23 protein-coding genes and 1 other annotated feature are annotated in these 23380 nt (G+C 58.9%); of the genes, 16 read left to right on the plus strand and 7 right to left on the minus strand.

From position 1 onward, the window contains the following. The first annotated feature begins 229 nt into the window (after positions 1-229). Positions 230-301: a sequence feature (ROSE (Repression Of Heat Shock gene Expression) occurs in the 5'-region of heat shock genes and acts as an RNA thermometer to modulate expression.), on the plus strand. The 3 genes from ibpA (at position 295) to FOY93_RS00085 (ending at position 3104) form a co-directional block, all read left to right on the plus strand. Then, positions 295-705 (plus strand): small heat shock chaperone IbpA, encoded by a 411-nt coding sequence (gene ibpA, locus FOY93_RS00075; protein WP_008500162.1) that lies wholly within the window; start codon positions 295-297, stop codon positions 703-705. (Overlaps the previous feature by 7 nt.) A 136-nt stretch (positions 706-841) precedes the next feature. Beyond that, entirely contained in the window at positions 842-1270 is a 429-nt protein-coding gene (gene ibpB / locus FOY93_RS00080) for a small heat shock chaperone IbpB (protein WP_008500161.1), read from the plus strand. 172 nt (positions 1271-1442) lie between these two features. Continuing rightward, entirely contained in the window at positions 1443-3104 is a 1662-nt protein-coding gene (locus FOY93_RS00085; protein WP_143344453.1) for a putative transporter, read from the plus strand. On the opposite strand, the gene FOY93_RS00090 is transcribed toward FOY93_RS00085, so the two are convergent. Beyond that, a complete protein-coding gene (locus FOY93_RS00090; protein WP_133293465.1) occupies positions 3072-3818 on the minus strand; it encodes a GntR family transcriptional regulator in 747 nt (248 codons plus the stop codon). The two genes, FOY93_RS00085 and FOY93_RS00090, sit on opposite strands and share 33 nt — an antisense overlap. Positions 3819-4039: 221 nt before the next feature. Here FOY93_RS00090 and FOY93_RS00095 point away from each other — a divergent pair, with 221 nt between their 5' ends. The 4 genes from FOY93_RS00095 (at position 4040) to FOY93_RS00110 (ending at position 7758) form a co-directional block, all read left to right on the plus strand. Continuing rightward, complete coding sequence (locus FOY93_RS00095; protein WP_133293466.1) at positions 4040-5662, plus strand: alpha-glucoside-specific PTS transporter subunit IIBC; 1623 nt, start codon at positions 4040-4042, stop codon at positions 5660-5662. Then, entirely contained in the window at positions 5659-6981 is a 1323-nt protein-coding gene (locus FOY93_RS00100) for a 6-phospho-alpha-glucosidase (RefSeq protein ID WP_111964251.1), read from the plus strand. Before FOY93_RS00095 ends, FOY93_RS00100 begins: the two co-directional genes overlap by 4 nt. 92 nt (positions 6982-7073) lie before the next feature. Next, on the plus strand, positions 7074-7421 hold the full coding sequence (locus tag FOY93_RS00105) for a YidH family protein (protein ID WP_143344454.1): 348 nt from the start codon (positions 7074-7076) through the stop codon (positions 7419-7421). Further along, a complete protein-coding gene (locus FOY93_RS00110; RefSeq protein WP_115876759.1) occupies positions 7411-7758 on the plus strand; it encodes a DUF202 domain-containing protein in 348 nt (115 codons plus the stop codon). Before FOY93_RS00105 ends, FOY93_RS00110 begins: the two co-directional genes overlap by 11 nt. Before the next feature lie 35 nt (positions 7759-7793). Here the strand turns inward: FOY93_RS00110 and dsdA are convergent, their stop codons facing one another. Both dsdA and dsdX read right to left on the minus strand, forming a co-directional pair. Beyond that, the gene (dsdA, locus tag FOY93_RS00115; RefSeq protein WP_136195857.1) at positions 7794-9080 is read right to left on the minus strand and encodes a D-serine ammonia-lyase; all 1287 of its coding nucleotides are present in this window, start codon (positions 9078-9080) and stop codon (positions 7794-7796) included. A gap of 17 nt (positions 9081-9097) precedes the next feature. Continuing rightward, on the minus strand, positions 9098-10435 hold the full coding sequence (gene dsdX / locus FOY93_RS00120) for a D-serine transporter DsdX (RefSeq protein ID WP_143344455.1): 1338 nt from the start codon (positions 10433-10435) through the stop codon (positions 9098-9100). Positions 10436-10639: 204 nt separating this feature from the next. Between dsdX and dsdC the strand changes: the two genes are divergently transcribed. Both dsdC and FOY93_RS00130 read left to right on the plus strand, forming a co-directional pair. Beyond that, on the plus strand, positions 10640-11566 hold the full coding sequence (gene dsdC, locus FOY93_RS00125) for a DNA-binding transcriptional regulator DsdC (protein ID WP_023309825.1): 927 nt from the start codon (positions 10640-10642) through the stop codon (positions 11564-11566). Between the two features lie 84 nt (positions 11567-11650). Beyond that, positions 11651-12739 (plus strand): cellulase family glycosylhydrolase, encoded by a 1089-nt coding sequence (locus FOY93_RS00130; RefSeq protein ID WP_133293470.1) that lies wholly within the window; start codon positions 11651-11653, stop codon positions 12737-12739. Here FOY93_RS00130 and emrD read toward each other — a convergent pair. The 4 genes from emrD to tisB form a co-directional block, all read right to left on the minus strand. Beyond that, positions 12642-13826: a multidrug efflux MFS transporter EmrD gene (gene emrD, locus FOY93_RS00135; protein ID WP_111964360.1), complete on the minus strand. Its 1185-nt coding sequence runs from the start codon at positions 13824-13826 to the stop codon at positions 12642-12644. The genes FOY93_RS00130 and emrD overlap by 98 nt on opposite strands. Before the next feature lie 175 nt (positions 13827-14001). After that, positions 14002-14835: an EamA family transporter gene (locus FOY93_RS00140; protein ID WP_143344456.1), complete on the minus strand. Its 834-nt coding sequence runs from the start codon at positions 14833-14835 to the stop codon at positions 14002-14004. Between the two features lie 62 nt (positions 14836-14897). After that, positions 14898-15344 carry a GNAT family N-acetyltransferase gene (locus tag FOY93_RS00145; protein ID WP_021242692.1) on the minus strand — a complete coding sequence of 149 codons (447 nt, stop codon included), beginning with the start codon at positions 15342-15344 and terminating at the stop codon, positions 14898-14900. A gap of 64 nt (positions 15345-15408) precedes the next feature. Beyond that, complete coding sequence (gene tisB / locus FOY93_RS24005; RefSeq protein WP_008500146.1) at positions 15409-15498, minus strand: type I toxin-antitoxin system toxin TisB; 90 nt, start codon at positions 15496-15498, stop codon at positions 15409-15411. 523 nt (positions 15499-16021) lie between these two features. Here tisB and ivbL point away from each other — a divergent pair. The 7 genes from ivbL to uhpT all read left to right on the plus strand — a co-directional run bounded on the left by ivbL (position 16022) and on the right by uhpT (position 23222). Next, positions 16022-16120 (plus strand): ilvB operon leader peptide IvbL, encoded by a 99-nt coding sequence (gene ivbL / locus FOY93_RS00155; protein WP_057979964.1) that lies wholly within the window; start codon positions 16022-16024, stop codon positions 16118-16120. Positions 16121-16226: 106 nt separating this feature from the next. Next, positions 16227-17915 carry an acetolactate synthase large subunit gene (ilvB, locus tag FOY93_RS00160; protein ID WP_143344457.1) on the plus strand — a complete coding sequence of 563 codons (1689 nt, stop codon included), beginning with the start codon at positions 16227-16229 and terminating at the stop codon, positions 17913-17915. 3 nt (positions 17916-17918) lie between these two features. Next, complete coding sequence (gene ilvN / locus FOY93_RS00165; RefSeq protein WP_008500144.1) at positions 17919-18206, plus strand: acetolactate synthase small subunit; 288 nt, start codon at positions 17919-17921, stop codon at positions 18204-18206. 76 nt (positions 18207-18282) lie between these two features. Then, positions 18283-18876, plus strand: a complete 594-nt coding sequence (gene uhpA, locus FOY93_RS00170) for a response regulator transcription factor UhpA (RefSeq protein WP_022646555.1) — start codon at positions 18283-18285, stop codon at positions 18874-18876. Beyond that, the gene (uhpB, locus tag FOY93_RS00175; RefSeq protein ID WP_143344458.1) at positions 18873-20378 is read left to right on the plus strand and encodes a signal transduction histidine-protein kinase/phosphatase UhpB; all 1506 of its coding nucleotides are present in this window, start codon (positions 18873-18875) and stop codon (positions 20376-20378) included. The genes uhpA and uhpB overlap by 4 nt, the downstream gene beginning before the upstream one ends. Then, positions 20371-21690, plus strand: coding sequence for an MFS transporter (locus tag FOY93_RS00180; RefSeq protein ID WP_111964259.1), 1320 nt, complete (start codon positions 20371-20373; stop codon positions 21688-21690). The genes uhpB and FOY93_RS00180 overlap by 8 nt, the downstream gene beginning before the upstream one ends. Positions 21691-21830: 140 nt before the next feature. Next, positions 21831-23222 (plus strand): hexose-6-phosphate:phosphate antiporter UhpT, encoded by a 1392-nt coding sequence (uhpT, locus tag FOY93_RS00185; RefSeq protein ID WP_023309834.1) that lies wholly within the window; start codon positions 21831-21833, stop codon positions 23220-23222. Positions 23223-23380 lie beyond the last annotated feature (158 nt).

Here is a 23380-nt window from a genome sequence, read left to right on the forward strand (position 1 = left end):
GCACTGCATAGACCTTCAACTCAGGGTTATAGCGAGCCTTATCCAAAATGGATAGCCCGATAACCCCGCACTGTGGCAGCCATCGCAATTTAACCCTTTGTGCTGTTGTCCCAGTCTAAGCGAGATGCAGGAAAGTGCAAAAAAAAGTGCAGGTGTCGTTCTTGAAAAGTCCGATTGCAGACCCATTTTAATCATGTAGCCCGATAACGAACTCGCCTGATGGGTGTTCGGGGGCGCAAAGGCCTGTCCATGGTGGAAGGCTACAATTTCTCGCTGATTTCAGGAGTTTTATTTATGCGTAACTTCGATCTTTCTCCGCTATACCGTTCTGCAATTGGTTTTGACCGCCTGTTTAACCATTTAGAAAATAACCAAAGCCAGAGCAACGGCTACCCTCCATACAATGTTGAGCTGGTTGACGAAAACCACTACCGCATCGCCATTGCCGTCGCCGGTTTTGCAGAAAACGAACTGGAGATCACCGCTCAGGACAACCTGCTGGTGGTGAAAGGTTCCCATACGGCCGAGCAGAAAGAACGTACCTACCTTTATCAGGGCATCGCCGAGCGCAACTTTGAACGCAAGTTCCAGTTAGCCGAGAACATTCACGTGAAAGGCGCGAACCTGGTCAACGGCCTGCTGTTTATCGAACTGGAACGTGTGATTCCGGAAGAGAAAAAACCGCGTCGTATCGAAATTAACTAATTATGCGGGTCGCGCTAGCGGCCCACCCAGACTTGCTTGCCGTAACGGGAGCATATGCGAATCCATGAGGATTTGCAGGAACAACTGTGCACAAAATTAAACTGTGCCGAACTCGCTTCTCAGAAGGAGATTTAGTATGCGTAACTACGATTTATCCCCCTTGCTTCGTCAGTGGATTGGTTTTGACAAACTGGCTAACGCCCTGCAAAACACCGCTGAACAACAGACGTTTCCGCCTTACAACATCGAAAAAAGCGACGATAACCATTATCGCATTACCCTTGCGCTGGCCGGTTTCCGCCAGGAGGATCTGGATATCCAGCTTGAAGGCACGCGTCTGACCGTGAAAGGTACGCCGGAGAAACAAGAGACCGAGACCAAATGGCTGCATCAGGGGCTGGTTAATCAGCCGTTTAGCCTGAGCTTTACTCTGGCAGACCATATGGACGTCTCCGGCGCAACGTTTACCAACGGGCTGCTGCATATTGACCTGACCCGTAACGTGCCGGAAGCCATCGCGCCACAGCGTATCGCCATTAGCGACCGGCCGGCGTTAAACAGTTAACAATCCCACCGAACCTGTAGGTCGGGTAAGGCGCAGCCGCCACCCGACACCGCTCACAGACCGCACAAGGCCCTGCCCCGGCAGGGCTTTTTTGTGCGCCATCGCCCATACAACCGCCCACGGCTCTGAGAGAATCCTTAGCATAACTAAGGTTATGCCAAGGAAGTGGATCATGAGTGATATCGCGTTAACCGTCAGCGTGTTGGCCCTGGTCGCTGTTGTTGGCCTGTGGATAGGGAATATCAAAATCCGCGGCGTCGGGTTTGGGATAGGCGGGGTGCTGTTTGGCGGCATTTTTGTCGGCCACTTTGCCGACCAGCTCGGGCTGGTGCTGAGCGCCGAGATGCTTCACTTTACTCAGGAGTTCGGCCTGATCCTGTTCGTCTATACCATCGGGATTCAGGTGGGGCCGGGTTTTTTCGCCTCTCTTCGTGTTTCCGGCTTACGGCTCAACCTGTTTGCCCTCGGCATTGTGGTGATGGGCGGGCTGGTCACCGCCATTCTGCATAAAATCTTTGCTATCCCGCTGCCCGTGGTGCTGGGCATTTTCTCCGGAGCGGTCACCAACACGCCCGCGCTCGGTGCCGGGCAGCAAATCCTCCGCGATTTGGGCATCGAACCCGGCATCGTCGACCAGATGGGGATGAGCTACGCCATGGCCTATCCGTTTGGCATTTGCGGCATTCTGCTCTCTATGTGGCTGGTCCGCGTCCTGTTTCGCATTAACGTCGATAAAGAGGCAAAGGACCACGAAACCACCCTCACCAACGGCCATATGCCGATCAAAACCATCAACATTCGGGTTGATAACCCCAACCTGAACAATATGGCGATTCAGGACGTGCCGATCCTGAACAGCGCCAATATCATCTGCTCCCGCCTTAAGCGCGACGATATGCTGATGGTGCCCGCGCCCGGCACCATCATTCAGCAAGGCGATCTGCTGCATCTGGTCGGCCAGCCCGGCGATTTAAACAACGCGCGGCTGGTGATTGGTCAGGAAGTGGATACCTCGCTCTCAACGCGCGGCACCGATATGCGGGTGGAACGCGTTGTGGTGACTAACGAGCACGTCCTTGGTAAAAAAATACGCGATCTGCAGGTAAAAGAGCGCTATGACGTGGTGATCTCCCGCCTCAACCGTGCGGGTGTCGAGCTGGTCGCCAGCCCCGAGGCCAGCCTGCAGTTCGGGGATATCCTCAACCTGGTGGGTCGCCCCTCGTCCATCGACGCCGTGGCGGATATGGTGGGTAACGCCCAGCAGAAGCTGCAGCAGGTGCAGATGCTGCCGGTGTTCATCGGTATTGGGCTTGGCGTGCTGCTCGGCTCCATCCCGCTGTACGTGCCGGGCTTCCCGGTGGCGCTCAGGCTGGGCCTGGCGGGCGGGCCGCTGATTATGGCGCTGATCCTCGGGCGTATCGGCTGCATCGGTAAGCTCTACTGGTTTATGCCGCCGAGCGCCAACCTGGCGCTGCGCGAGCTGGGCATCGTGCTGTTCCTGGCGGTGGTCGGGCTGAAGTCCGGCGGGGATTTCGTCGACACCCTGATCAAGGGCGAAGGGATGAGCTGGGTCGGTTACGGCATATTTATCACGGCTATTCCTTTGCTGACGGTGGGCATACTGGCGCGGATGTTCGCCAAAATGAACTACCTGACGCTGTGCGGCATGCTGGCGGGTTCCATGACCGATCCGCCCGCGCTGGCCTTTGCCAATAACCTGCACACCACCAGCGGCGCGGCCGCGCTCTCCTATGCCACCGTCTACCCGCTGGTGATGTTCCTGCGCATCATCACCCCGCAGCTACTGGCGGTGCTGTTCTGGGGGATGAGCTAGTAAATCTTCCGGGTGGATGCGCCGCAGATGGTAGTCCACCTGGTAATCACTGGTATTTCGGAACATCACGGAATAGTTGAGGAACTCGCCGCTGTCGCTGTAGGAGAGAGATGTAATTCGCAGCAGCGGCGTCTGTTCCGGCAGGTTCATATAACCGGCCAGCGTTTTATCTGCCAGCACCGGCGTCAGGCTCTCGTAGTTGCCGCTGATGGTGACCCCGCACTCCTTCTCGATGTAATCAAACTTTGACCCTTCAAGATGCGCCAGCGACAGGTTGCGAAACAGCTTCACCGGCATAAAACTGTCCTCCAGCATCAGCGGCTTCCCGTCCACGTAGCGCACCCGCCGGGAAAAGTAGATCCGCTCATCCACCTGGATCCGCAGCTGGCTGGCGATGGCGGGCGGGGCGGGCATCACTTCGAACTGTAAGACCTTACTCTGCACCTCTTTTCCCTGCTGACGCAACACCTCCACCAGCCCGGTCAGGTTGGTGGTTTCGTGGTGAACGTCTTTGCGTGACACAAACGTTCCGCTGCCGTGTCGGCGCTCAACCAGCCCCCAGCTCACCAGCAGATCCAGCGCCTTGCGGATGGTCATTCGCGCCACGCCGAACTCCTGCGCCAGCGCTTTCTCGCCCGGCAGCGGGCTGCCGATGTTGTAGTCCGACGAATTCAGCCGCAGCCGCAATCTGTCAGCAATCGATTTGTAGATCACCAGTAGACCTCTCTGCCCTTATCAGGGCGTAGATGGCGTCCTGACATGTCCATATTTACCGTAAAAAGTAGACCTGATTGGTCAAAATAAAACCATGAATGCGATCACGAATCGCAGCGGCACGCCATGTTCGCGCATCAGTAAGTTCTTATGCTCACCTCAGGCCAGCAAAAAACCATAAAGGCCTCTACCCCTACAGGTTGTTTCATGAGGATTTAAAAATGCTCAGTCAAATACAACGTTTTGGCGGTGCCATGTTTACCCCGGTGTTGCTGTTTCCGTTCGCCGGGATCGTGGTGGGAATCGCCATCATGCTTCGCAACCCGCTGTTTGTCGGCGAAGCCTTAACGGCCCCCGATCATCTTTTCGCGCAGATTGTTCACATCATTGAAGAGGGCGGCTGGGCGGTGTTTCGCAATATGCCGCTGATTTTTGCCGTCGGCCTGCCGATTGGCCTGGCGAAGCAGGCCCAGGGCCGCGCCTGTCTGGCTGTGCTGATTAGCTTCCTGACCTGGAACTACTTCATCAACGCGATGGGGATGACCTGGGGCCACTTCTTCGGCGTCGACTTCTCCGCCGAACCGACGGCGGGTAGCGGGCTGGCGATGATTGCCGGGATCAAAACGCTCGATACCAGCATCATCGGTGCCATCGTGATTTCAGGCATCGTCACCGCCATCCACAACCGCTATTTTGACAAGCCGCTGCCGGTGTTTCTGGGGATTTTCCAGGGCAGCTCGTTTGTCGTTATCCTCGCGTTCTTCGTCATGATCCCCTGCGCCTGGCTGACGCTGCTGGGCTGGCCGAAAGTGCAGATGGGCATTGAGTCTCTGCAGGCGTTCCTGCGCTCTGCCGGGGCGCTGGGCGTGTGGGTGTATACCTTCCTGGAACGCATTCTGATCCCAACCGGATTGCACCACTTCGTCTACGGTCCGTTCATCTTCGGCCCGGCGGCGGTGGAGGGGGGGATTCAGGTCTACTGGGCACAGCACCTGCAGGAATTCAGCCAGAGCACCCTGCCGCTGAAAACCCTCTTCCCGGAAGGCGGCTTCGCCCTGCACGGTAACTCAAAAGTGTTCGGTTCGATCGGGATTGCGCTGGCGATCTGGTACACCGCGTCGCCGGAAAACCGCGTCAAGGTCGCGGGGCTGCTGGTCCCGGCCACGCTTACCGCGGTGCTGGTGGGCATTACTGAACCGCTCGAATTCACCTTCCTGTTTATCTCGCCGCTGCTGTTTGCCGTTCACGCCGTGCTGGCGGCGACCATGGCAACGGTGATGTACACCTTCGGCGTGGTCGGCAACATGGGCGGCGGCCTGCTGGACCAGTTCCTGCCGCAAAACTGGATCCCGATGTTCCACAACCACGCCTCGACGGTGTTCACCCAGATCGGCATTGGCGTGTGCTTCACCGGAATTTACTTCGTGGTCTTCAAAACGCTGATTGCGCGTCTGAACCTGAAAACGCCGGGCCGGGAAGAGAGCGAAATCAAACTCTACAGCAAGGCCGACTATAAGGCGGCGCGCGGGCAAACCACCGCCCCGGCGGCGGCCAGCCAGCAGGTCGGACAGGCCGCCGGGTTCCTGCAGGCGCTTGGCGGCGCGGCCAACATCGAAAGCATCAACAACTGCGCCACCCGCCTGCGCATCGCCTTGGTCGATATGGCGAAAACGCAAAGCGATGACGTCTTCAAAGCCCTCGGCGCCCACGGCGTGGTGCGACGCGGCAACGGTATTCAGGTGATTGTCGGCCTGCACGTTCCTCAGGTGCGCGACCAGCTGGAATCGCTGATGAAAACCCCCTTAACGAATGAACAAACCACCCTGACAGAGGCTATATCATGAAAAAATTCTCAGTTGTCATTGCAGGCGGCGGCAGCACCTTTACGCCTGGTATCGTCCTGATGCTGTTAGCCAACCGTGACCGTTTCCCGCTGCGCGCCCTGAAGTTTTATGACAACGACGGCGCGCGTCAGGAGACCATCGCCGAAGCGTGCAAAATCATCCTTAAGGAGCAGGCTCCGGAGATTGAATTCAGCTACACCACCGATCCGAAAGCGGCGTTTACCGATGTCGATTTCGTAATGGCGCATATCCGCGTGGGCAAATACCCAATGCGTGAAAAAGATGAAAAAATCCCGCTGCGCCACGGCGTGCTGGGCCAGGAAACCTGCGGCCCGGGCGGCATCTCCTACGGCATGCGCTCTATCGGCGGCGTGCTGGAGCTGGTGGATTACATGGAGCAGTACTCCCCAAACGCGTGGATGCTGAACTACTCCAACCCGGCGGCGATTGTCGCGGAAGCCACGCGCCGTCTGCGTCCGAACGCCAAAATCCTCAACATCTGCGATATGCCGATCGGCATTGAAGGGCGCATGGCGCAGATAGTCGGCCTGAAGGACCGCAAAGAGATGCGCGTGCGCTACTACGGCCTGAATCACTTCGGCTGGTGGACGTCGATTGAAGACCTGAACGGCAACGATCTGATGCCGAAGCTGCGCGAATACGTGGCGAAAAACGGCTATGTTCCGCCTTCGGAAGATGCGCACACCGAAGCGAGCTGGAACGATACGTTCGCTAAAGCAAAAGACGTGCAGGCGCTGGATCCGGACACCATGCCGAACACCTACCTGAAGTATTACCTGTTCCCGGACTACGTGGTCGCGCATTCCAACCCGGAACGCACCCGCGCCAATGAGGTCATGGATCACCGTGAAAAGCATGTGTTCAGTTCCTGCCGGGCGATTATCGAGGCGGGCAAATCTTCCGCCGGTGAGCTGGAAATTGATGAACATGCGTCGTATATCGTCGATCTGGCGACGGCAATTGCCTTTAACACCCAGGAGCGGATGCTGCTGATTGTGCCTAACAACGGGGCCATCCATAACTTCGATGCCGATGCGATGGTGGAAATTCCTTGCCTGGTGGGCCATAACGGTCCTGAGCCGCTTACGGTGGGCGATATTCCACACTTCCAGAAAGGGCTGATGAGCCAGCAGGTAGCGGTGGAAAAACTGGTAGTGGATGCCTGGGAGCAGCGCTCGTATCAGAAACTCTGGCAGGCGATTACCCTGTCGAAAACCGTGCCGAGCGCGTCCGTCGCGAAAGCGATTCTGGATGACCTGATCGAGGCCAATAAGGATTACTGGCCAGAGCTGCACTGATCGTCCTGACCGACATCGCCCGATGTCGGTCTCCTTGTCCTTGTCGATTTACGCTATGCTGAAGCCTGCCCGTAGCTCGACAAGGAACCTTCATGAAAATTTCCCGCCTCGGCGAAGCGCCGGACTACCGCTTCTCACTGGCTAATGAACGCACGTTTTTAGCGTGGATCCGCACCGCGCTGGGATTCCTTGCCGCCGGGGTGGGGCTCGACCAGCTCGCGCCTGATTTCGCCACGCCGCTGATTCGCGAGGTGCTGGCGCTGCTGCTGTGCCTGTTCGCGGGCGTGCTGGCGGTTTACGGCTACCTGCGCTGGCTGCGCAATGAGAAGGCGATGCGTCTGAAGCAGGATCTGCCCTATACGCACGGGTTACTCATCATCAGCGCGGTTTTGCTGGCGGTGGCGGGCGTGGTGATGGTGCTGGTGTTCTATGGCGGATAGCCGCAAAGCGCGACGGGAAGCGGACCCCGGCCTGCAGCCGGAGCGGACGTCGCTCGCCTGGCTGCGTACGCTGCTGGGGTATGGCGCGCTGATTGCCCTGGCGATTAAGCACAACTGGCACCGCACCGGGGTGCCGTTCTGGATCTCGCTTGTTGTGCTGGCGCTGGTGGCGATCGTTTTATGGCGCTATACCCGCAGCCGTAACCTGATGGACGTGGCGCAGAACGACTTTGTGCAGCCGAAGGCGGTGCGGGATAAGTTCCTGATTGCGCTGGCCGTGCTGTCTCTGTCTTTACTCTTCGCAGTGACTCACATTCAGCAAATTGTGAGCTTTTAAAGCCCGGTGGCAGCTACGCCTTACCGGGCCTACGATTAGCGGCCTTTTGCTAAATACTTCGCCATCTCGTCTTCCGGCACCATCCCGCCGCCGGTCGCCCACACAACGTGGGTAACGTTCGCACCGGCACTGACGCGCACCGGCCCGGCCATCCCCGCCAGCGCCGACGGTTCCAGACGAATGCCTTCCTCCTGCGCCAGCCAGCCGAGCATGTCGTACATGCTCTGATCGGAAAGCGTATAGAACCCATCAAGCAGGCGCTCCATCGCGCGGCCCACGAAGCCGGAGGCACGTCCTACCGCCAGCCCGTCCGCCGCCGTCACGTTATCAATGCCCAGGTCCTGCACGGCAATCTCGTCGTGCAGGCCGGTGTAGACGCCCAGCAGCATGCACGGGGAGTGCGTGGGCTCCGCGAAGAAGCAGTGAACGTTGTCGCCAAAGGCCAGCTTCAGGCCAAACGCCACGCCGCCGGGGCCGCCGCCGACGCCGCACGGCAGGTAGACATACAGCGGATGCTCCGCATCCACCACGCGGCCCTGTGCGGCAAACTGCGCCTTCAGCCGCTCGCCTGCTACCGCGTAACCCAGGAACAGGGTGCGGGAGTTTTCATCGTCAATGAAGAAACAGTTCGGATCGCTTTCCGCCGCTTTGCGTCCCTGCTCCACCGCCACGCCATAATCTTGTTCGTATTCCACGACGATCACGCCATGGCTGCGCAGTTTGGCTTTCTTCCACTCGCGGGCGTCGGCGGACATATGCACCGTCACCTTAAAGCCGATGCGGGCGCTCATAATGCCGATGGACATACCCAGGTTGCCGGTTGAGCCCACGGCGATGCTGTACTGGCTGAAGAAGTCCTTAAAGCGCGGCTCCAGCAGAACGCTGTAGTCGTCTTCAACGCTCAGCAACCCGGCTTCCAGCGCCAGTTTTTCCGCGTGGGTCAGCACCTCATAGATACCGCCGCGCGCTTTAATCGAGCCGGAGATCGGCAAATGGCTGTCTTTTTTCAGCAGCAGGGTGCCGGGAATGGCCTTGCCGGACTCTTTCTCCAGCCGCGCCTGCATTGCCGGAATCGCGACCAGCTCGGATTCAATAATCCCGCCCGTTGCCGCCGTCTCCGGGAAGGCTTTCGCCAGATAAGGCGCGAAGCGTTTCAGGCGAGCGTGGGCGTTGTCCACATCGGCTTTGGTCAGCCCAACATGGGGCAGCCCTTCAGCCAGCGTCGTGGTGCGGGGGTTAATCCAGGTGGTTTCTTTCAGGGCAATCAGATCCTCAACCAGAGGAAACTGTGCGGTTAAAGTAGTGATAGTTGCGTTTTCCATAATACGTCTCTTCGCGCTCAGATAATGAAAGAAAGCAGGAATGTGCCACCAAGTGCAAGCACCGAGGCGATAAACGTCGCCGTCGTATAGTATTTGAAGGTCTCATTCAGGGTCGCGCCGCAGTATTGCTTCACCAGCCAGAAGAGGGAATCGGTTACGATCGTGCAGCCAATGGCGCCGGAACCGATGGCAATGGTGATGATCTCCGGGCTCACGTTCGGGTAGAGCGGCAGCATCGGCGCGACTATCGCCGTGGCGCCCATCATCGCCACCGTCGCGGAGCCTACGGCGGCATGCAGCACCAGCGCCACCAGCCAGGCGAGCAGGATAGGGTGCATGTGCAGGTTCGAGAGAATATGCGCCAGCGAGTCCGCCAGTCCGCTGGTTTTCAGGATGGCGTTAAACGCGCCGCCCGCGCCGATAATCAGCAAAATGTTGGCGATAGAGCCGAAGCCGTGCTCGGTATGCGTCAGCATCGTGCCCATGCCCATATGCTGGCGTATCCCCAGCAGGTAGTAGGCGACAAACACGGCGATAAACATCGCGGTGATCGGGTTGCCGATAAACTCCAGCAGCGTATACAGCGTGCCTTCTTTCGCCGTATTCAGCTCGGCGATGGTTTTCAACAGCATCAGGGCAATCGGCAGCAGCACCGTGAACAGCGTGGCGCCCAGCGACGGCAGGGTGTGCTCTTCCCGCACCTTCAGGTCTGAAAATTCCGCCGGAACCGGTTTAAACGGCAGACGATTGCCGAGCAGTTTCAGGAACAGCGGGCCGCCGACCAGCGAGGCCATCAGGCCCACCATCAAACCGTAGACAATGACCGTTCCGACGTCCGCGCCTAATTTATTGGTCACAAACAGCGCGGCCGGATGCGGCGGCACTACGCAATGCACCGCCATCAGCGCGGTACAGAGCGGAATGGCCAGCTTGAGCAGCGACGTGTTGGTCTTTTTGGCGATGGAAAACGCCAGCGGGATCAGCAGTACCACGCCCACTTCCACAAACAGCGTAATGCCGCAGATAAGGCCTACCAGCACCATAATCACGTCCGCCGACAGCCAGCGGCAGCGCTGCAGTGCGATCCCGATGCGCTCTGCCGCGCCGGAGACTTCCATCATCTTACCGAGAATGGTTCCCAGACCAATCACCGCCGCCAGGAAGCCCAGCGTACCGCCAATTCCGCTCTCGATGGCGTTCACCATATCCAGCGGGCTCATCCCCATCATCGCGCCGACGAAAAAGCTCGCCAGCAGCAGCGCGAGGAACGGGTGAAACTTCAGTTTTACGATGGTTAAAACAATCAACACAATGCTGACCAGCAGCGTTGCCACAACCCAGACCTGAGATCCCATATCTCACCTCACCCTTATGTCATCTGTGGGTATTGGACGAAAAAACGGCGTGGGCTGACAAACGATATAAATTGGCGTTCAGGTGAGCCAGATTGGATCAACTGAGTGACTGCGCTCTAAAAAGCGCACTTAATTCGTATTAGGTTCACATAAATTCACCCTTGAGCGGTATGCTGAGCGCAGAAAACCCGCGTGAGAATTGTTATGACCGATGCGAATGAAGCCAGAAACCGCCTGTTAAACGGCTGGCAACTGTCGAAAATGTATACCTTTGAAGTGGCCGCCCGGCATGAGTCCTTCGCCCTGGCGGCGGAGGAGCTGTCGCTCAGCCCCAGCGCGGTGAGCCACCGCATCAACCTGCTGGAAGAGGAGCTGGGCATTCAGCTGTTCGTCCGCTCGCACCGTAAAGTTGAGCTGACGCAGGAGGGAAAGCGCGTTTACTGGACGCTGAAATCGTCCCTCGATACTCTGAATCAGGAGATCCTGGATATCAAAAACCAGGCGCTGTCCGGCACGCTGACGGTCTACTCCCGGCCGTCGATCGCCCAGTGCTGGCTGGTGCCCATGCTGGGGGACTTTACCCGCCGCTATCCGTCGATTTCACTCACCATCCTGACCGGCAATGATTACGTCAATATGCAGCGAACGGGCGTCGATCTGGCGCTCTATTTCGACGATACGCCGCCAAACCACCTCTCTCATCACTTCCTGATGGACGAGGAGATTTTGCCCGTCTGCTCACCGCAGTATGCCCGCGAGCATGAACTGCTGAAAAACCCCGATAACCTCAGCCACTGCACACTGCTGCACGACCGTCAGGCCTGGAGCAACGATTCCGGGACGGATGAGTGGCTGAGCTGGGCGCAACACTTTGCGGTGAATATGCCGCCATCGTCGGGCATTGGTTTCGATCGTTCCGATTTAGCGATTATTGCGGCCATCAACCACGTCGGCGTCGCGATGGGCAGAAAGCGGCTGGTGCAGAAGAGGCTCGAACGGGGCGAGCTGATCGCCCCGTTTGGTGACAAGACCCTGAAATGCCATCAGCACTACTATGTCTCGACGCTTTCTGGCCGTCAGTGGCCGAAAATAGACGCCTTTATCGGCTGGCTGAAAGAACTGGCAGGTTGAAGAATTATTACGCTTTCGCTCTACACCAAATGTCAAAAAGCGTGCTAAATACAGGTAATGCTTTCGATTTATCCAGGGTAAACCGTGTTAAAGCCTTTTATTGCCTCTGCATTACTGATCTCTTCCGGCTGGGCGATGGCCGCTGAGCCGCCGCTGACGGCTGCCCGTTATGCGCAGCAGTTGGGCGTCGGGATGGATGTGGACTGGGCGCGCACCGAGCGCGGCATACGTGAATTCGACCCGCTGGTGGTCCGCGATTTTCGTGCAAAAGGCATTACCCACGTGCGCATCCGCGTGGCCGATGAGCCGACGGAAGCGCGGTTAATTCACCTTCGCAAGCTGGTAGAAGCCTGCGAGCAGTATGGCGTGATCCCGATAATTGCTTATCAGGCTGATGAATATAAAAACGACCCGAAAGCCGATAACGAGAAAGAGACGGTCAACTGGTGGATTGCCGTGGCACACTATTTCGGCCAAAGCTATCCGCAGCTGGGTTTTGATCTCATCTATGAGCCGGCCGACAAGCTTAACCACAGCCTGGCGTCGCTAAACCGCGTGTATGAAAAATCTATTAAAGCGATCCACGACATCGACCCCCAGCGCATGATCTTTATTGCGCCGCGCCTGCGTGCCGCACCGGAGGATTTATCCAGCCTGAAGCTGCCTGCGCACAGCCAAAACTACCTGCTGGCGGAGTGGCATATTTTCCCGTGGGGGCCGCTGAAAAATGGTGGTAAATACCCGTGGACGTCCGGCACGGCGGCGGAGAAAGCGGCTATCCATAATCGCATCAATACCGCCCTGCACTGGCAGCAAAAAACCGGTCACGTTAGCTGGGTCGGGGGCTGGGGCGTGGGGGAGTCAAACCACCTTACGCCAACCGCTTCGCAAATGGCCTTCGCCACCTTTATGGCCTGCGAACTGCAAAAAGCGAAAATCCCGTATGCGCTTAACGCGGATTTCCAGTTTTACGACGGGGAAGAGGGGGCCTGGCGGCCTGCGCCAGAGCCCTTACTGCAGGCGATGATAACGCCTGCCTGTGAAAAGCCCGGCGAGAAGCCGGGCCATCATGCGCTTAAACCGGCTGCTCGTGATGCGGAACGCGCGACGCCAGCGGCAGCCAGCACAGTAAAATCAGCAGCCCCATCAGCGTCATCAGCAACCCCAAACTAGACTGCCCGGTCTGCGGCATCATCGCCGACAGCCAGGCCAGCGCGCCGGAACCAATGTTCTGCAAACCGCCCACCAGCGCGCCCGCCGTGCCTGCGAGGAACGGGAACGGCTCCATCGCACCGCTGGTGGCGAGCGGGAACAGCATCCCCGCGCCGAAGAAGAACAGCGCTGCAGGGATGAGCAGCGTCCAGACGGTCATCACGCCAAACAGCCCTGGGATCCACATCATCAGACCCGCCAGCAGGCAGCTGATCACCGACTGCCACATCAGGGTGGAGAAGCGCTTGTTCTGACGCCCGGCAAACCACGCGCCGAAGAACGCCGCCGGGATTGGCAGAATAAACAGAATGCTCACCACCATGCTGCTCAGGCCCAGCCCCGCGCCCAGCAGCACGCCGGAGCAGGCTTCAAACACCGCGATGCCCGCCAGGCCGCCGATCAGCATCAGCAGGTAGCAGGTGAACGCGCCGTTGCCGAACAGCGTTTTATAGCTGGCGATCAGCTTCGTGCGCGGCGCGTCCTGCGGACGCGTTTCCGGCATCCAGCGCGCCATGCTGAAGGTGACAATGATGCACAGCACCAGCAGGAAGGCGTAGCAGGCGCGCCAGGACCACATAGTGTCCAGCAGGCCGCCAATCAGCGGGGCCAGCAGTGGGCTCACCAGAATCCCCATATTCAACAGGCTATTGGCATGGCGCAGCTGAGTGCCCTGATACATATCGCGCGGTAGGGTTCGCGCCATCACGCCGCCAACGCCGGTTCCGACGCCCTGCAGAGCGCTGGCGGCAATCAGTACGGTCAGGCTGTGGGTGGTCATCGCAATCACGGTCGCCACCATGAAAATGCACATACCGACTAAAATCACCGGACGGCGTCCGATACGGTCGGAGAGCGGTCCATAGAACAGCTGCGAAACGCCATAGGTCAGCAGGTAGGCTGCCATCACGCTTTGTACCGAGCCCTCGCGGACGTTTAATTCCTTTGCCATGTCGGCAATCGCCGGAATATAGATGGTTTGCGCCATCTGACCGACGGCCACCAGTAACACCAGCATCAACAATAAGTTAACGTTCCGTTGCTTTTTCATGTCGCTGAATACTTTTGCCAAAAGAGAGAAATGAAGAATAAGTGACTGCGCATTCCCATAAATGCGCGAGGAATCTACCACAGAGAGATGACAAATTAAGCATTGTCGTGGTGAATGAAAAAAACGTGAAAGGCAGGATTTGTAAACAAGAACGGCAACTAATGTTGCCAGTGATTTACGCCAGACGTAGCAAAATGGCGCCGCCGGCGATACCCAGCGCCGCCGCGATGCGCAGGCCCGCAACCTTCTCTTTTAAAAGGACAAACGCGATTAGCGCGCCGAAGAGTATGGAAGTTTCACGCAGCGCCGCGACTACCGCCAGCGGCGCCTGCGTCATCGCCCACAGCGCCAGACCGTAAGAGCCCATGGTGCCAACCCCGCCGAGCAGCCCCTTTTTCCAGTGCAGGCGCAGGTAGCCGGACGCCTGGCGCCGACGCGCCACCATCGCCCAGCCGAGCAGGCAGAAGCCGTTCATAAAGAAGGTCCATAGCGTATAGCCCAGCGCGGTCTCCGACAGCCGCACGCCGTTGCCGTCCACAAGCGTATACCCGGCAATAAAGCAGGCATTCAGCAGCGCCAGCCAGATCCCTTTGCGTGACTGCATGCGCCCGTTCATCGCCATCGCCAGAATCGACAGGCAGATCACCCCAATGCCGGACCAGGCGAGCCAGGAGAGACGATCGCCGAGCGCCAGCACGCTGATCAGCGCCACCAGCAGCGGGGCGGTGCCGCGCATCAGCGGGTAGGTCTGGCTCATATCGGAGACTTGATAGGTCTTCGCAACCAGCACGGTGTACACCACCTGTAGGGCGCAGGAGACAATCAAAAACGGCCAGCTTGCAGCAGATGGCTGTGGGGAAAACGGCAGTAAGACCAGAGCGATAAGCGTGGCGGATCCGCTGACGCTTATGGCGGAATAGAGCTTGTCCGTTCCGGCCTTAACGATGGCGTTCCAGCTGGCATGCAGCAGCGCGGCGAAGAGCAAAATGCAGAATACGGTGATGGTCATGGCGTATCGGGTGGTGAATTGTCACTCAACTGTAACATTCACGCCCTGAAGCTGCCAGCCGCTTACACCGCACAAAAAAGGCGGTGCGTCACCCGCGGTTCGTCCGAGACCAGCGTAAATCCTGCCTGGCGATAAAACCCGTAGGCAGCGTCCGGCGCATGGGTATTGAGGAAATCAAACCAGATGCTGGCATCGGCCATCACCACGGTCAAAAGCTGCTTGCCAATTCCCAGCCCGCGGCACTTTTCGCTGACGTAGAGATGACGAATACGTCCGGCGCGCGGCTGCTGGCTGAACGGATCGCGATTCAGACCGCACACGCCGACCAGCTTGCCGTTGAGAAACGCGCCTAACAGCTTTTCGCCCGGCGCGTTAAAGCGGTTCTCACCCCGCTGCCAGCTCTCTTCGAGCCTGCGCAGCATATTGAAATTCAGTGCAATACTTTCCGCCTTCAGGGCGATATACCCCGGCTCATCGGGCGTGACAGGCTCAATTAACAGACGCGACATAGCATTCCCTCGTTATTAAAGAGGGGCGGTTGCCCGCCCCTCTCAGGTGCGACTTGAACCTGAATTACCGAACGAATTTCAGGACAGCATCAAGCAGTTGCAGTACAGCAACAATGAGTTTGAGGATAAGTATCACCATATCCACTACGCTCATACGCGTCTCCTTTTGGTTAAAAGGAGCACGATGCTGGCGTACCTTTCCGCCGCCTGTTGCCAGCACCTGGATTGACGTAACACAGTGTGCTCACTTCAGAGGGTTAAGGCACTGACGGCACCACCCGTTTCAGCCAGGACTTCGTTGCGCCGGTAGAACTGCGGCCCCCTCGCTCACTGCGAACACCCTCAGTATAGATAAATACTGTACGTATGAACAGTATTTTGTGGACAAAATCTGGATGGCGATCCATACTCAAAAACGTCAAAATCCGTGCCGGAATTGCGCGTTCGTCTTCGATCGCGTATACTTTTTTGCGTTGACGTAACACAGTGTGTTCTGCGGCGACCAACCGCAAAACCCTGATAAAAACCTCGCTTAGGCGGGGTTTTTTGTTTTCATCACCCAACAAACGAAACGTGATCCCTGACGCATTTTTGCGCAGATGAAAATTTTTCCATTGTCACGCCCGAAAACCTGTGTTTGTATAAATTCAATCAATGAATCCAAACACAGGTCCCCAATGACTTCATCCATCTTCACTTCGACCCTACTAAAAACTGCGCAACCAGCCGCAGTGGTCGTCGTGCGTGTGGTGGTGGTCGTCGGCAATGCGCCGTAGGGACTGGATCAACACACGAATCCAAAACCCCGCCGGCGCAAACCGGGCGGGGTTTTTCGTTTAGGACCCTCCCCGGAAAGTCGGCCCAGAAGAAAAGGACTGGAGCATGGCAAGTTCGGGCACAACATCCACCAAGACGCGTTTTACCGGTGCGCAGCTGATCGTTCATCTGCTGGAACGACAGGGCATCACCACGGTTGCGGGTATTCCGGGCGGCACGGTGCTGCCGCTGTACGATGCGTTAAGCCAAAGCACGCAGATCCGCCACGTGCTGGCGCGCCACGAGCAGGGGGCAGGCTTTATCGCTCAGGGCATGGCGCGTACCCAGGGTAAACCGGCGGTCTGTATGGCCTGCAGCGGGCCGGGTGCAACCAACCTGGTGACCGCCATCGCCGACGCGCGCCTCGACTCCATTCCGCTGATCTGCATTACCGGCCAGGTGCCGTCCTCAATGATCGGCACCGATGCGTTCCAGGAAGTGGATACCTACGGCATCTCTATCCCCATCACCAAACATAACTATTTAGTTCGCGATATCAGCGAGCTTCCTCAGGTTATCAGCGATGCGTTCCGCATTGCGCAGTCCGGCCGCCCGGGCCCGGTGTGGATAGACATTCCTAAGGATGTCCAGACCGCAGAGATCGAGATCGACGTTCTGCCGGAGCCGGGCGAGCGAGCCCCCGCGCCGGAATTCAGCGCTGAGAGCGTGTGCGACGCTGCCGCCATGATTAACGCCGCCAAACGCCCAGTGCTCTATCTGGGTGGCGGGGCGATTAACGCCGCAGATGAAATCCGCGAGTTTGCAGAAAAAGCCAACCTGCCGACTACCATGACCCTGATGGCGCTCGGCATGCTGCCAAAAGCGCACCCGCTGTCCCTGGGGATGCTGGGGATGCACGGCGCGCGCAGCACCAACTACATCCTGCAGGAGGCGGATTTATTGATTGTTATGGGCGCGCGTTTTGATGACCGGGCGATTGGCAAAACCGAGCAGTTCTGCCCGAATGCAAAAATCATTCACGTGGATATTGATCGCGCCGAGCTCGGCAAAATCAAGCAGCCGCACGTGGCGATTCAGGGGGACGTAGCCGAAGTGCTGGCGCAGCTGATCCCGCAAACCGACCCAACCGACCGCGCCGACTGGCGTCAGCTGGTGGCCGATCTGCAGCGCGAGTTCCCGGGTGCCATCCCAACCGAAGGCGACCCGCTGAGCCACTACGGGCTGATCAACGCCGTGGCCGCCTGCGTCGACGACAGCGCGATTATCACCACCGACGTCGGCCAGCATCAGATGTGGACCGCCCAGGCCTATCCGCTGAACCGTCCGCGCCAGTGGCTGACCTCCGGCGGTCTGGGAACCATGGGCTTCGGCCTGCCTGCGGCGGTCGGTGCAGCGCTCGCCAACCCGGACCGCAAGGTCATCTGCTTCTCCGGTGACGGCAGCCTGATGATGAACATTCAGGAAATGGCGACCGCGGCCGAAAACCAGTTAGACGTGAAAATCATCCTGATGAACAACGAGGCGCTTGGCCTGGTGCACCAGCAGCAGAGCCTGTTCTACAAGCAGGGCGTGTTTGCGGCGACCTATCCGGGGATGATTAACTTTATGCAGATTGCCGCCGGCTTTGGCCTGCACACCTGCGATCTGAACGCGGAAGAGGATGCCCATGCGGCGCTGCAGGCGGCGATTTCTCGTCCGGGCCCGGCGCTGATCCACGTCCGTATCGACCCTGAACAAAAAGTGTATCCGATGGTGCCGCCGGGTGCGGCAAATACTGAGATGGTGGGAGAATAAGCCATGCAGAAACAACATGATAACGTCATTCTGGAACTCACCGTCCGCAACCACCCCGGCGTCATGACCCACGTCTGTGGGCTGTTTGCCCGTCGGGCGTTTAACGTGGAAGGCATTCTCTGTTTGCCGATTCAGGGCAGCGAGCACAGCCGCATCTGGCTCCTGGTCAACGATGACCAGCGTTTGGAGCAGATGATGGCGCAGATCGACAAGCTGGAGGACGTCACCAACGTGGCGCGCAACCAGTCCGATCCCACCATGTTTAACAAAATTGCGGTGTTTTTCGAATAGATCGCTCATTGCTTGAACACCCGCGCGCTTATCGTTAAGGTAGGCGCGTTTTTTATCCGCCCGCCAGGAACGCGCCATGACCACCATCGCCCTTATCGACGACCACCTTATCGTCCGCTCCGGATTTGCCCAGCTTCTGAACCTCGAACCGGATTTTCAGGTGGTGGCCGAGTTTGGCTCCGGTCGCGAGGCGCTGGCGGGCCTGCCGGGACGCGGGGTGCAGGTCTGTATCTGCGATATCTCGATGCCGGATCTCTCCGGGCTGGAGCTGTTAAGCCAGCTGCCGAAAGGGATGGCGACGATCATGCTGTCGGTTCACGACAGCCCGGCGCTGGTCGAGCAGGCGCTTAACGCGGGCGCGCGCGGCTTCCTTTCCAAACGCTGTAGCCCGGACGAGCTGATTGCCGCCGTGCGCACCGTCTCCACCGGCGGCTGCTACCTGACGCCGGATATCGCCATCAAGCTGGCGGCCGGCAGGCAGGATCCGCTCACCAGACGCGAGCGTCAGGTGGCTGAGAAGCTCGCGCAGGGGATGTCGGTGAAAGAGATTGCGGCTGAGCTGGATTTGTCGCCAAAAACCGTGCATGTCCATCGCGCCAACCTGATGGAAAAACTCAACGTCAGCAACGACGTCGAGCTGGCGCGCCGCATGTTCGACAGCTGGCAATGAGTTCCGCTTTTTCACGGCTGATCGCCGTCGTCGCCAGCTTTTTTATCTTCTCCGCCGCGTGGTTCTGCCTGTGGAGCATTAGTCTGCATCTGGTGGAGCGCCCGGAGCTGGCGGTGCTGCTGTTTCCATTCGGCCTGCGTCTGGGGCTGATGCTGCAATGCCCGCGCGGCTACTGGCCCGTTTTGCTCGGGGCAGAGTGGCTGATGCTGGTCTGGCTGGCTCAGGAGGTTGCCCTCGCGCATCTTCCCTTATTGATGACCGGAAGCCTGCTCACGCTTCTCCCTGTTGCCCTCATTTCCCGCTATCGTCACCAGCGCGACTGGCGCACCCTGCTGCGGCAGGGGGCGGCGCTGATTGCCGCCGCACTGCTGCAGTCCCTGCCGTGGGTTGGCGACAAGGAGATGCTCAACGCTCTGCTGCTGACCCTCACCGGTGGCCTGACGCTGGCACCCACCTGCCTCGTGATCTGGCACTACCTCACCAGCACCGTCTGGCAGCCGCTCGGCCCGGGGCTGGTTTCCCAACCGGTGAACTGGCGCGCCCGGCATCTCATCTGGTATCTGCTGCTGTTCGTGGTAAGCCTCTGGCTTCAGCTGGGTTTGCCCGCCGAGCTTTCACGCTTCACGCCGTTTTGCCTTGCGCTGCCGATTATTGCTCTGGCCTGGCACTATGGCTGGCAGGGGGCGCTGATCGCCACCCTGATGAACGCCATCGCGCTGATCGCCAGCCAGACCTGGCACGACCATCCGGTGGATTTGCTGCTCTCGCTGCTGGCCCAGAGCCTGACCGGGCTGCTGCTCGGCGCGGGCATTCAGCGCCTGCGCGAGCTGAACCAGTCCCTGCAGACCGAGCTGGCGCGCAACCGCCGTCTGGCTGAACGCCTGCTGGAGACGGAAGAGAGCGTGCGGCAGGAGGTGGCCCGCGAGCTGCACGATGATATCGGCCAGACGATCACCGCCATCCGCACTCAGGCGGGCATTGTCCAGCGTCTTGCGGCGGAAAATGCGGGCGTGAAGCAGGGCGGGGCGCATATCGAGCAGCTTTCACTTGGCGTATATGACTCGGTGCGACGCCTGCTCGGCAGGCTGCGCCCGCGCCAGCTTGACGACCTGTCGCTGGAGCAGGCGGTACGCTCCCTGATGCGCGAGATGGAGCTGGAAAGCCGCGGCATTGTCAGCCATCTCGACTGGCGCATTAGCGAACCTGCGCTGAGCGAAGGCCAGCGCGTAACCCTGTTCCGCGTCTGTCAGGAAGGGCTGAACAATATTGTCAAACACGCCAGTGCCAGCGCGGTCACGATCCAGGGCTGGCAGCAGGACGAGCGCCTGATGCTGGTAATTGAAGACGACGGCTGCGGCCTGCCGCCGGGCTCCGGCCAGCAGGGCTTTGGCCTGGCGGGCATGCGCGAGCGCGTCAAGGCGCTGGGCGGCACGCTGAACCTTTCCTGTACCCACGGGACGCGCGTCAGCGTCAGTTTGCCGTTAAGGACGCATCATGTTTAAAACCCCAGCCAGCGCAGCCCCATTAAGCAACAAAGCGGAAATTGACGCCCGCTACCGCTACTGGCGACGTCATATTCTGATTACCATCTGGCTCGGCTACGCGCTGTTCTACTTCACTCGCAAAAGCTTCAACGCCGCCGCGCCGGAGATCCTCGCCAGCGGCGTGATGACGCGCACCGATATCGGCCTGCTGGCGACGCTGTTTTACATCACCTACGGCCTGTCGAAGTTCTTCTCCGGTATTGTTAGCGACCGCTCTAACGCCCGCTATTTCATGGGCGTTGGGCTGATCGCTACCGGGGTGGTGAACATCCTGTTTGGTTTCTCTACCTCGCTGTGGGCCTTTGCCCTGCTGTGGGCGCTTAACGCCTTCTTCCAGGGCTGGGGTGCGCCGGTCTGCGCCCGCCTGCTTACGGCGTGGTACTCGCGCAACGAGCGCGGCGGCTGGTGGGCCGTCTGGAACACCGCGCATAACGTCGGCGGGGCGCTGATCCCGATGGTGGTCGGCGCCGCGGCGCTGCACTACGGCTGGCGCGCGGGGATGATGATTGCCGGTGGCCTCGCCATTCTCGCCGGGTTGTTCCTCTGCTGGCGCCTGCGCGACAGGCCGCAAACCGTTGGCCTGCCTGCGGTGGGCGACTGGCGGCACGACGAAATGGAGATTGCCCAGCAGCAGGAGGGGGCGGGGCTGACCCGTAAGGAGATCCTCACCAAATACGTGCTGAAAAACCCGTACATCTGGCTGCTGTCGCTCTGCTACGTGCTGGTCTACGTGGTGCGCGCGGCCATTAACGACTGGGGCAATCTGTACATGTCCGAGACGCTCGGCGTGGACCTGGTCACCGCTAACTCGGCGGTGACGATGTTCGAACTGGGCGGGTTTATCGGCGCGCTGGTAGCGGGCTGGGGTTCGGATAAGCTGTTCAACGGCAACCGCGGCCCGATGAATCTGATTTTTGCCGCCGGGATTTTGCTCTCCGTCGGCTCGCTGTGGCTGATGCCGTTCGCCAGCTACGTGATGCAGGCGGCGTGCTTTTTTACCACCGGCTTCTTCGTCTTTGGCCCGCAGATGCTCATCGGCATGGCAGCGGCGGAGTGTTCCCACAAAGAGGCGGCAGGCGCGGCGACGGGCTTTGTCGGGCTGTTTGCCTACCTTGGCGCATCGCTCTCCGGCTGGCCGCTGGCGCGGGTGATCGATATCTGGCACTGGAGCGGTTTCTTCGCGGTGATCGCCATCGCGGCGGGAATTTCCGCCCTGCTGCTGCTGCCTTTCCTGCACGCGCAGGCCCCGCGCGAGATGGGTGAAGCGTGATGCGCCTCACCTTTCTGGCCCGAGTGGCGTAAAACTAAGAAATTTTCCCGGTTTTACCTGGACACTGTCTCAGGCATCTCTCCTGGCTGATTTTTACAATGCCTGCCATTCGCAGGTAAAAATCAGCTCAGGAGCAAACCATGCTGGCCTTCCTCAACCAGGTGCGCAAGCCGACCCTGGATCTGCCGCTCGACGTGCGGCGCAAAATGTGGTTCAAACCGTTCATGCAGTCCTATCTGGTGGTCTTTATCGGCTACCTGACCATGTACCTGATCCGCAAAAACTTTAATATCGCGCAGAACGACATGATCTCCACCTACGGGCTGAGCATGACGCAGCTGGGGATGATTGGCCTGGGCTTCTCCATCACCTACGGCGTGGGAAAAACGGTTGTGTCCTACTACGCGGACGGCAAAAACACCAAGCAGTTCCTGCCGTTTATGCTGATCCTCTCCGCCATCTGTATGCTCGGCTTCAGCGCCAGCATGGGCGCAGGGTCTGTCAGCCTGTTCCTGATGATCGCCTTCTACGCCCTGAGCGGCTTCTTCCAGAGTACCGGCGGGTCGTGCAGCTACTCCACCATCACCAAGTGGACCCCGCGCCGCAAGCGTGGTTCGTACCTCGGCATGTGGAACATCTCCCACAACCTCGGCGGAGCGGGTGCGGCAGGCGTGGCGCTGTTTGGCGCAAACTACCTGTTCGACGGCCACGTGATCGGCATGTTTATCTTCCCGTCGATTATTGCCCTGATTGTCGGCTTTATTGGCCTGCGCTACGGCAGCGACTCCCCGGAATCGTACGGCCTCGGCAAAGCCGAAGAGCTGTTCGGGGAAGAGATCAGCGAAGAGGACAAAGAGACCGAAGAGAATGAGATGTCCAAATGGCAGATATTTGTTGAGTACGTGCTGAAAAACAAAGTGATCTGGCTGCTGTGCTTCTCAAACATATTCCTCTACGTGGTGCGCATCGGCATCGACCAGTGGTCCACCGTATACGCCTTCCAGGAGCTGAAGCTCTCTAAAGAAGTGGCGATTCAGGGCTTCACCCTGTTCGAAGTGGGCGCGCTTGTCGGCACCCTGCTGTGGGGCTGGCTCTCTGACCTCGCCAACGGCCGTCGTGCGCTGGTGGCCTGCGTCGCGCTGGCGCTGATTATCGCCACACTTGGCGTCTACCAGCATGCCAGCAACCAGTACGTTTACCTCGCATCCCTGTTCGCGCTTGGCTTCCTGGTGTTTGGTCCGCAGCTGCTGATCGGCGTGGCGGCAGTGGGCTTCGTACCGAAAAAAGCGATCGGCGCTGCCGATGGGATTAAAGGCACCTTCGCCTATCTGATTGGCGACAGCTTCGCCAAGCTGGGTCTGGGGATGATCGCTGACGGTACGCCAATTTTCGGCCTCACCGGCTGGGCGGGCACCTTCGCGGCGCTGGATGCGGCAGCGATCGGCTGTATCGTCCTGATGGCGATGGTCGCGGTGCTGGAGGAACGTAAAATTCGCCGTGAGAATCGTGCGCAGAAATTAAAAACAGCCTGAGTGTGCAGGTAACGTCTTTGCCCGGTGTGTGATGCCGGGCTTTTTTATTTCCGCCGACGGCATTAATACCTTATCCCCCGTCCCGCAACGTCTTTTCAGTGCACTATTCTGGTTCTGCCCGCTGTTGACGCCGTGCGTTTCCCGCTATGATGAGCGGC

It is taken from the genome of Enterobacter sp. 18A13, assembly GCF_007035975.1.
Classification (GTDB): domain Bacteria; phylum Pseudomonadota; class Gammaproteobacteria; order Enterobacterales; family Enterobacteriaceae; genus Enterobacter; species Enterobacter vonholyi.

Bases quoted from the DNA above. Each gene is read 5' to 3' on its own strand.
- ibpA (WP_008500162.1), top strand. From the start codon at position 295: ATGCGTAACTTCGATCTTTCTCCGCTATACCGTTCTGCAATTGGTTTT.
- ibpB (WP_008500161.1), top strand. From the start codon at position 842: ATGCGTAACTACGATTTATCCCCCTTGCTTCGTCAGTGGATTGGTTTT.
- FOY93_RS00085 (WP_143344453.1), top strand. From the start codon at position 1,443: ATGAGTGATATCGCGTTAACCGTCAGCGTGTTGGCCCTGGTCGCTGTT.
- FOY93_RS00095 (WP_133293466.1), top strand. From the start codon at position 4,040: ATGCTCAGTCAAATACAACGTTTTGGCGGTGCCATGTTTACCCCGGTG.
- FOY93_RS00100 (WP_111964251.1), top strand. From the start codon at position 5,659: ATGAAAAAATTCTCAGTTGTCATTGCAGGCGGCGGCAGCACCTTTACG.
- FOY93_RS00105 (WP_143344454.1), top strand. From the start codon at position 7,074: ATGAAAATTTCCCGCCTCGGCGAAGCGCCGGACTACCGCTTCTCACTG.
- FOY93_RS00110 (WP_115876759.1), top strand. From the start codon at position 7,411: ATGGCGGATAGCCGCAAAGCGCGACGGGAAGCGGACCCCGGCCTGCAG.
- dsdA (WP_136195857.1), bottom strand. From the start codon at position 9,080: ATGGAAAACGCAACTATCACTACTTTAACCGCACAGTTTCCTCTGGTT.
- dsdX (WP_143344455.1), bottom strand. From the start codon at position 10,435: ATGGGATCTCAGGTCTGGGTTGTGGCAACGCTGCTGGTCAGCATTGTG.
- dsdC (WP_023309825.1), top strand. From the start codon at position 10,640: ATGACCGATGCGAATGAAGCCAGAAACCGCCTGTTAAACGGCTGGCAA.
- emrD (WP_111964360.1), bottom strand. From the start codon at position 13,826: ATGAAAAAGCAACGGAACGTTAACTTATTGTTGATGCTGGTGTTACTG.
- FOY93_RS00140 (WP_143344456.1), bottom strand. From the start codon at position 14,835: ATGACCATCACCGTATTCTGCATTTTGCTCTTCGCCGCGCTGCTGCAT.
- FOY93_RS00145 (WP_021242692.1), bottom strand. From the start codon at position 15,344: ATGTCGCGTCTGTTAATTGAGCCTGTCACGCCCGATGAGCCGGGGTAT.
- tisB (WP_008500146.1), bottom strand. From the start codon at position 15,498: ATGAGCGTAGTGGATATGGTGATACTTATCCTCAAACTCATTGTTGCT.
- ivbL (WP_057979964.1), top strand. From the start codon at position 16,022: ATGACTTCATCCATCTTCACTTCGACCCTACTAAAAACTGCGCAACCA.
- ilvB (WP_143344457.1), top strand. From the start codon at position 16,227: ATGGCAAGTTCGGGCACAACATCCACCAAGACGCGTTTTACCGGTGCG.
- ilvN (WP_008500144.1), top strand. From the start codon at position 17,919: ATGCAGAAACAACATGATAACGTCATTCTGGAACTCACCGTCCGCAAC.
- uhpA (WP_022646555.1), top strand. From the start codon at position 18,283: ATGACCACCATCGCCCTTATCGACGACCACCTTATCGTCCGCTCCGGA.
- uhpB (WP_143344458.1), top strand. From the start codon at position 18,873: ATGAGTTCCGCTTTTTCACGGCTGATCGCCGTCGTCGCCAGCTTTTTT.
- FOY93_RS00180 (WP_111964259.1), top strand. From the start codon at position 20,371: ATGTTTAAAACCCCAGCCAGCGCAGCCCCATTAAGCAACAAAGCGGAA.
- uhpT (WP_023309834.1), top strand. From the start codon at position 21,831: ATGCTGGCCTTCCTCAACCAGGTGCGCAAGCCGACCCTGGATCTGCCG.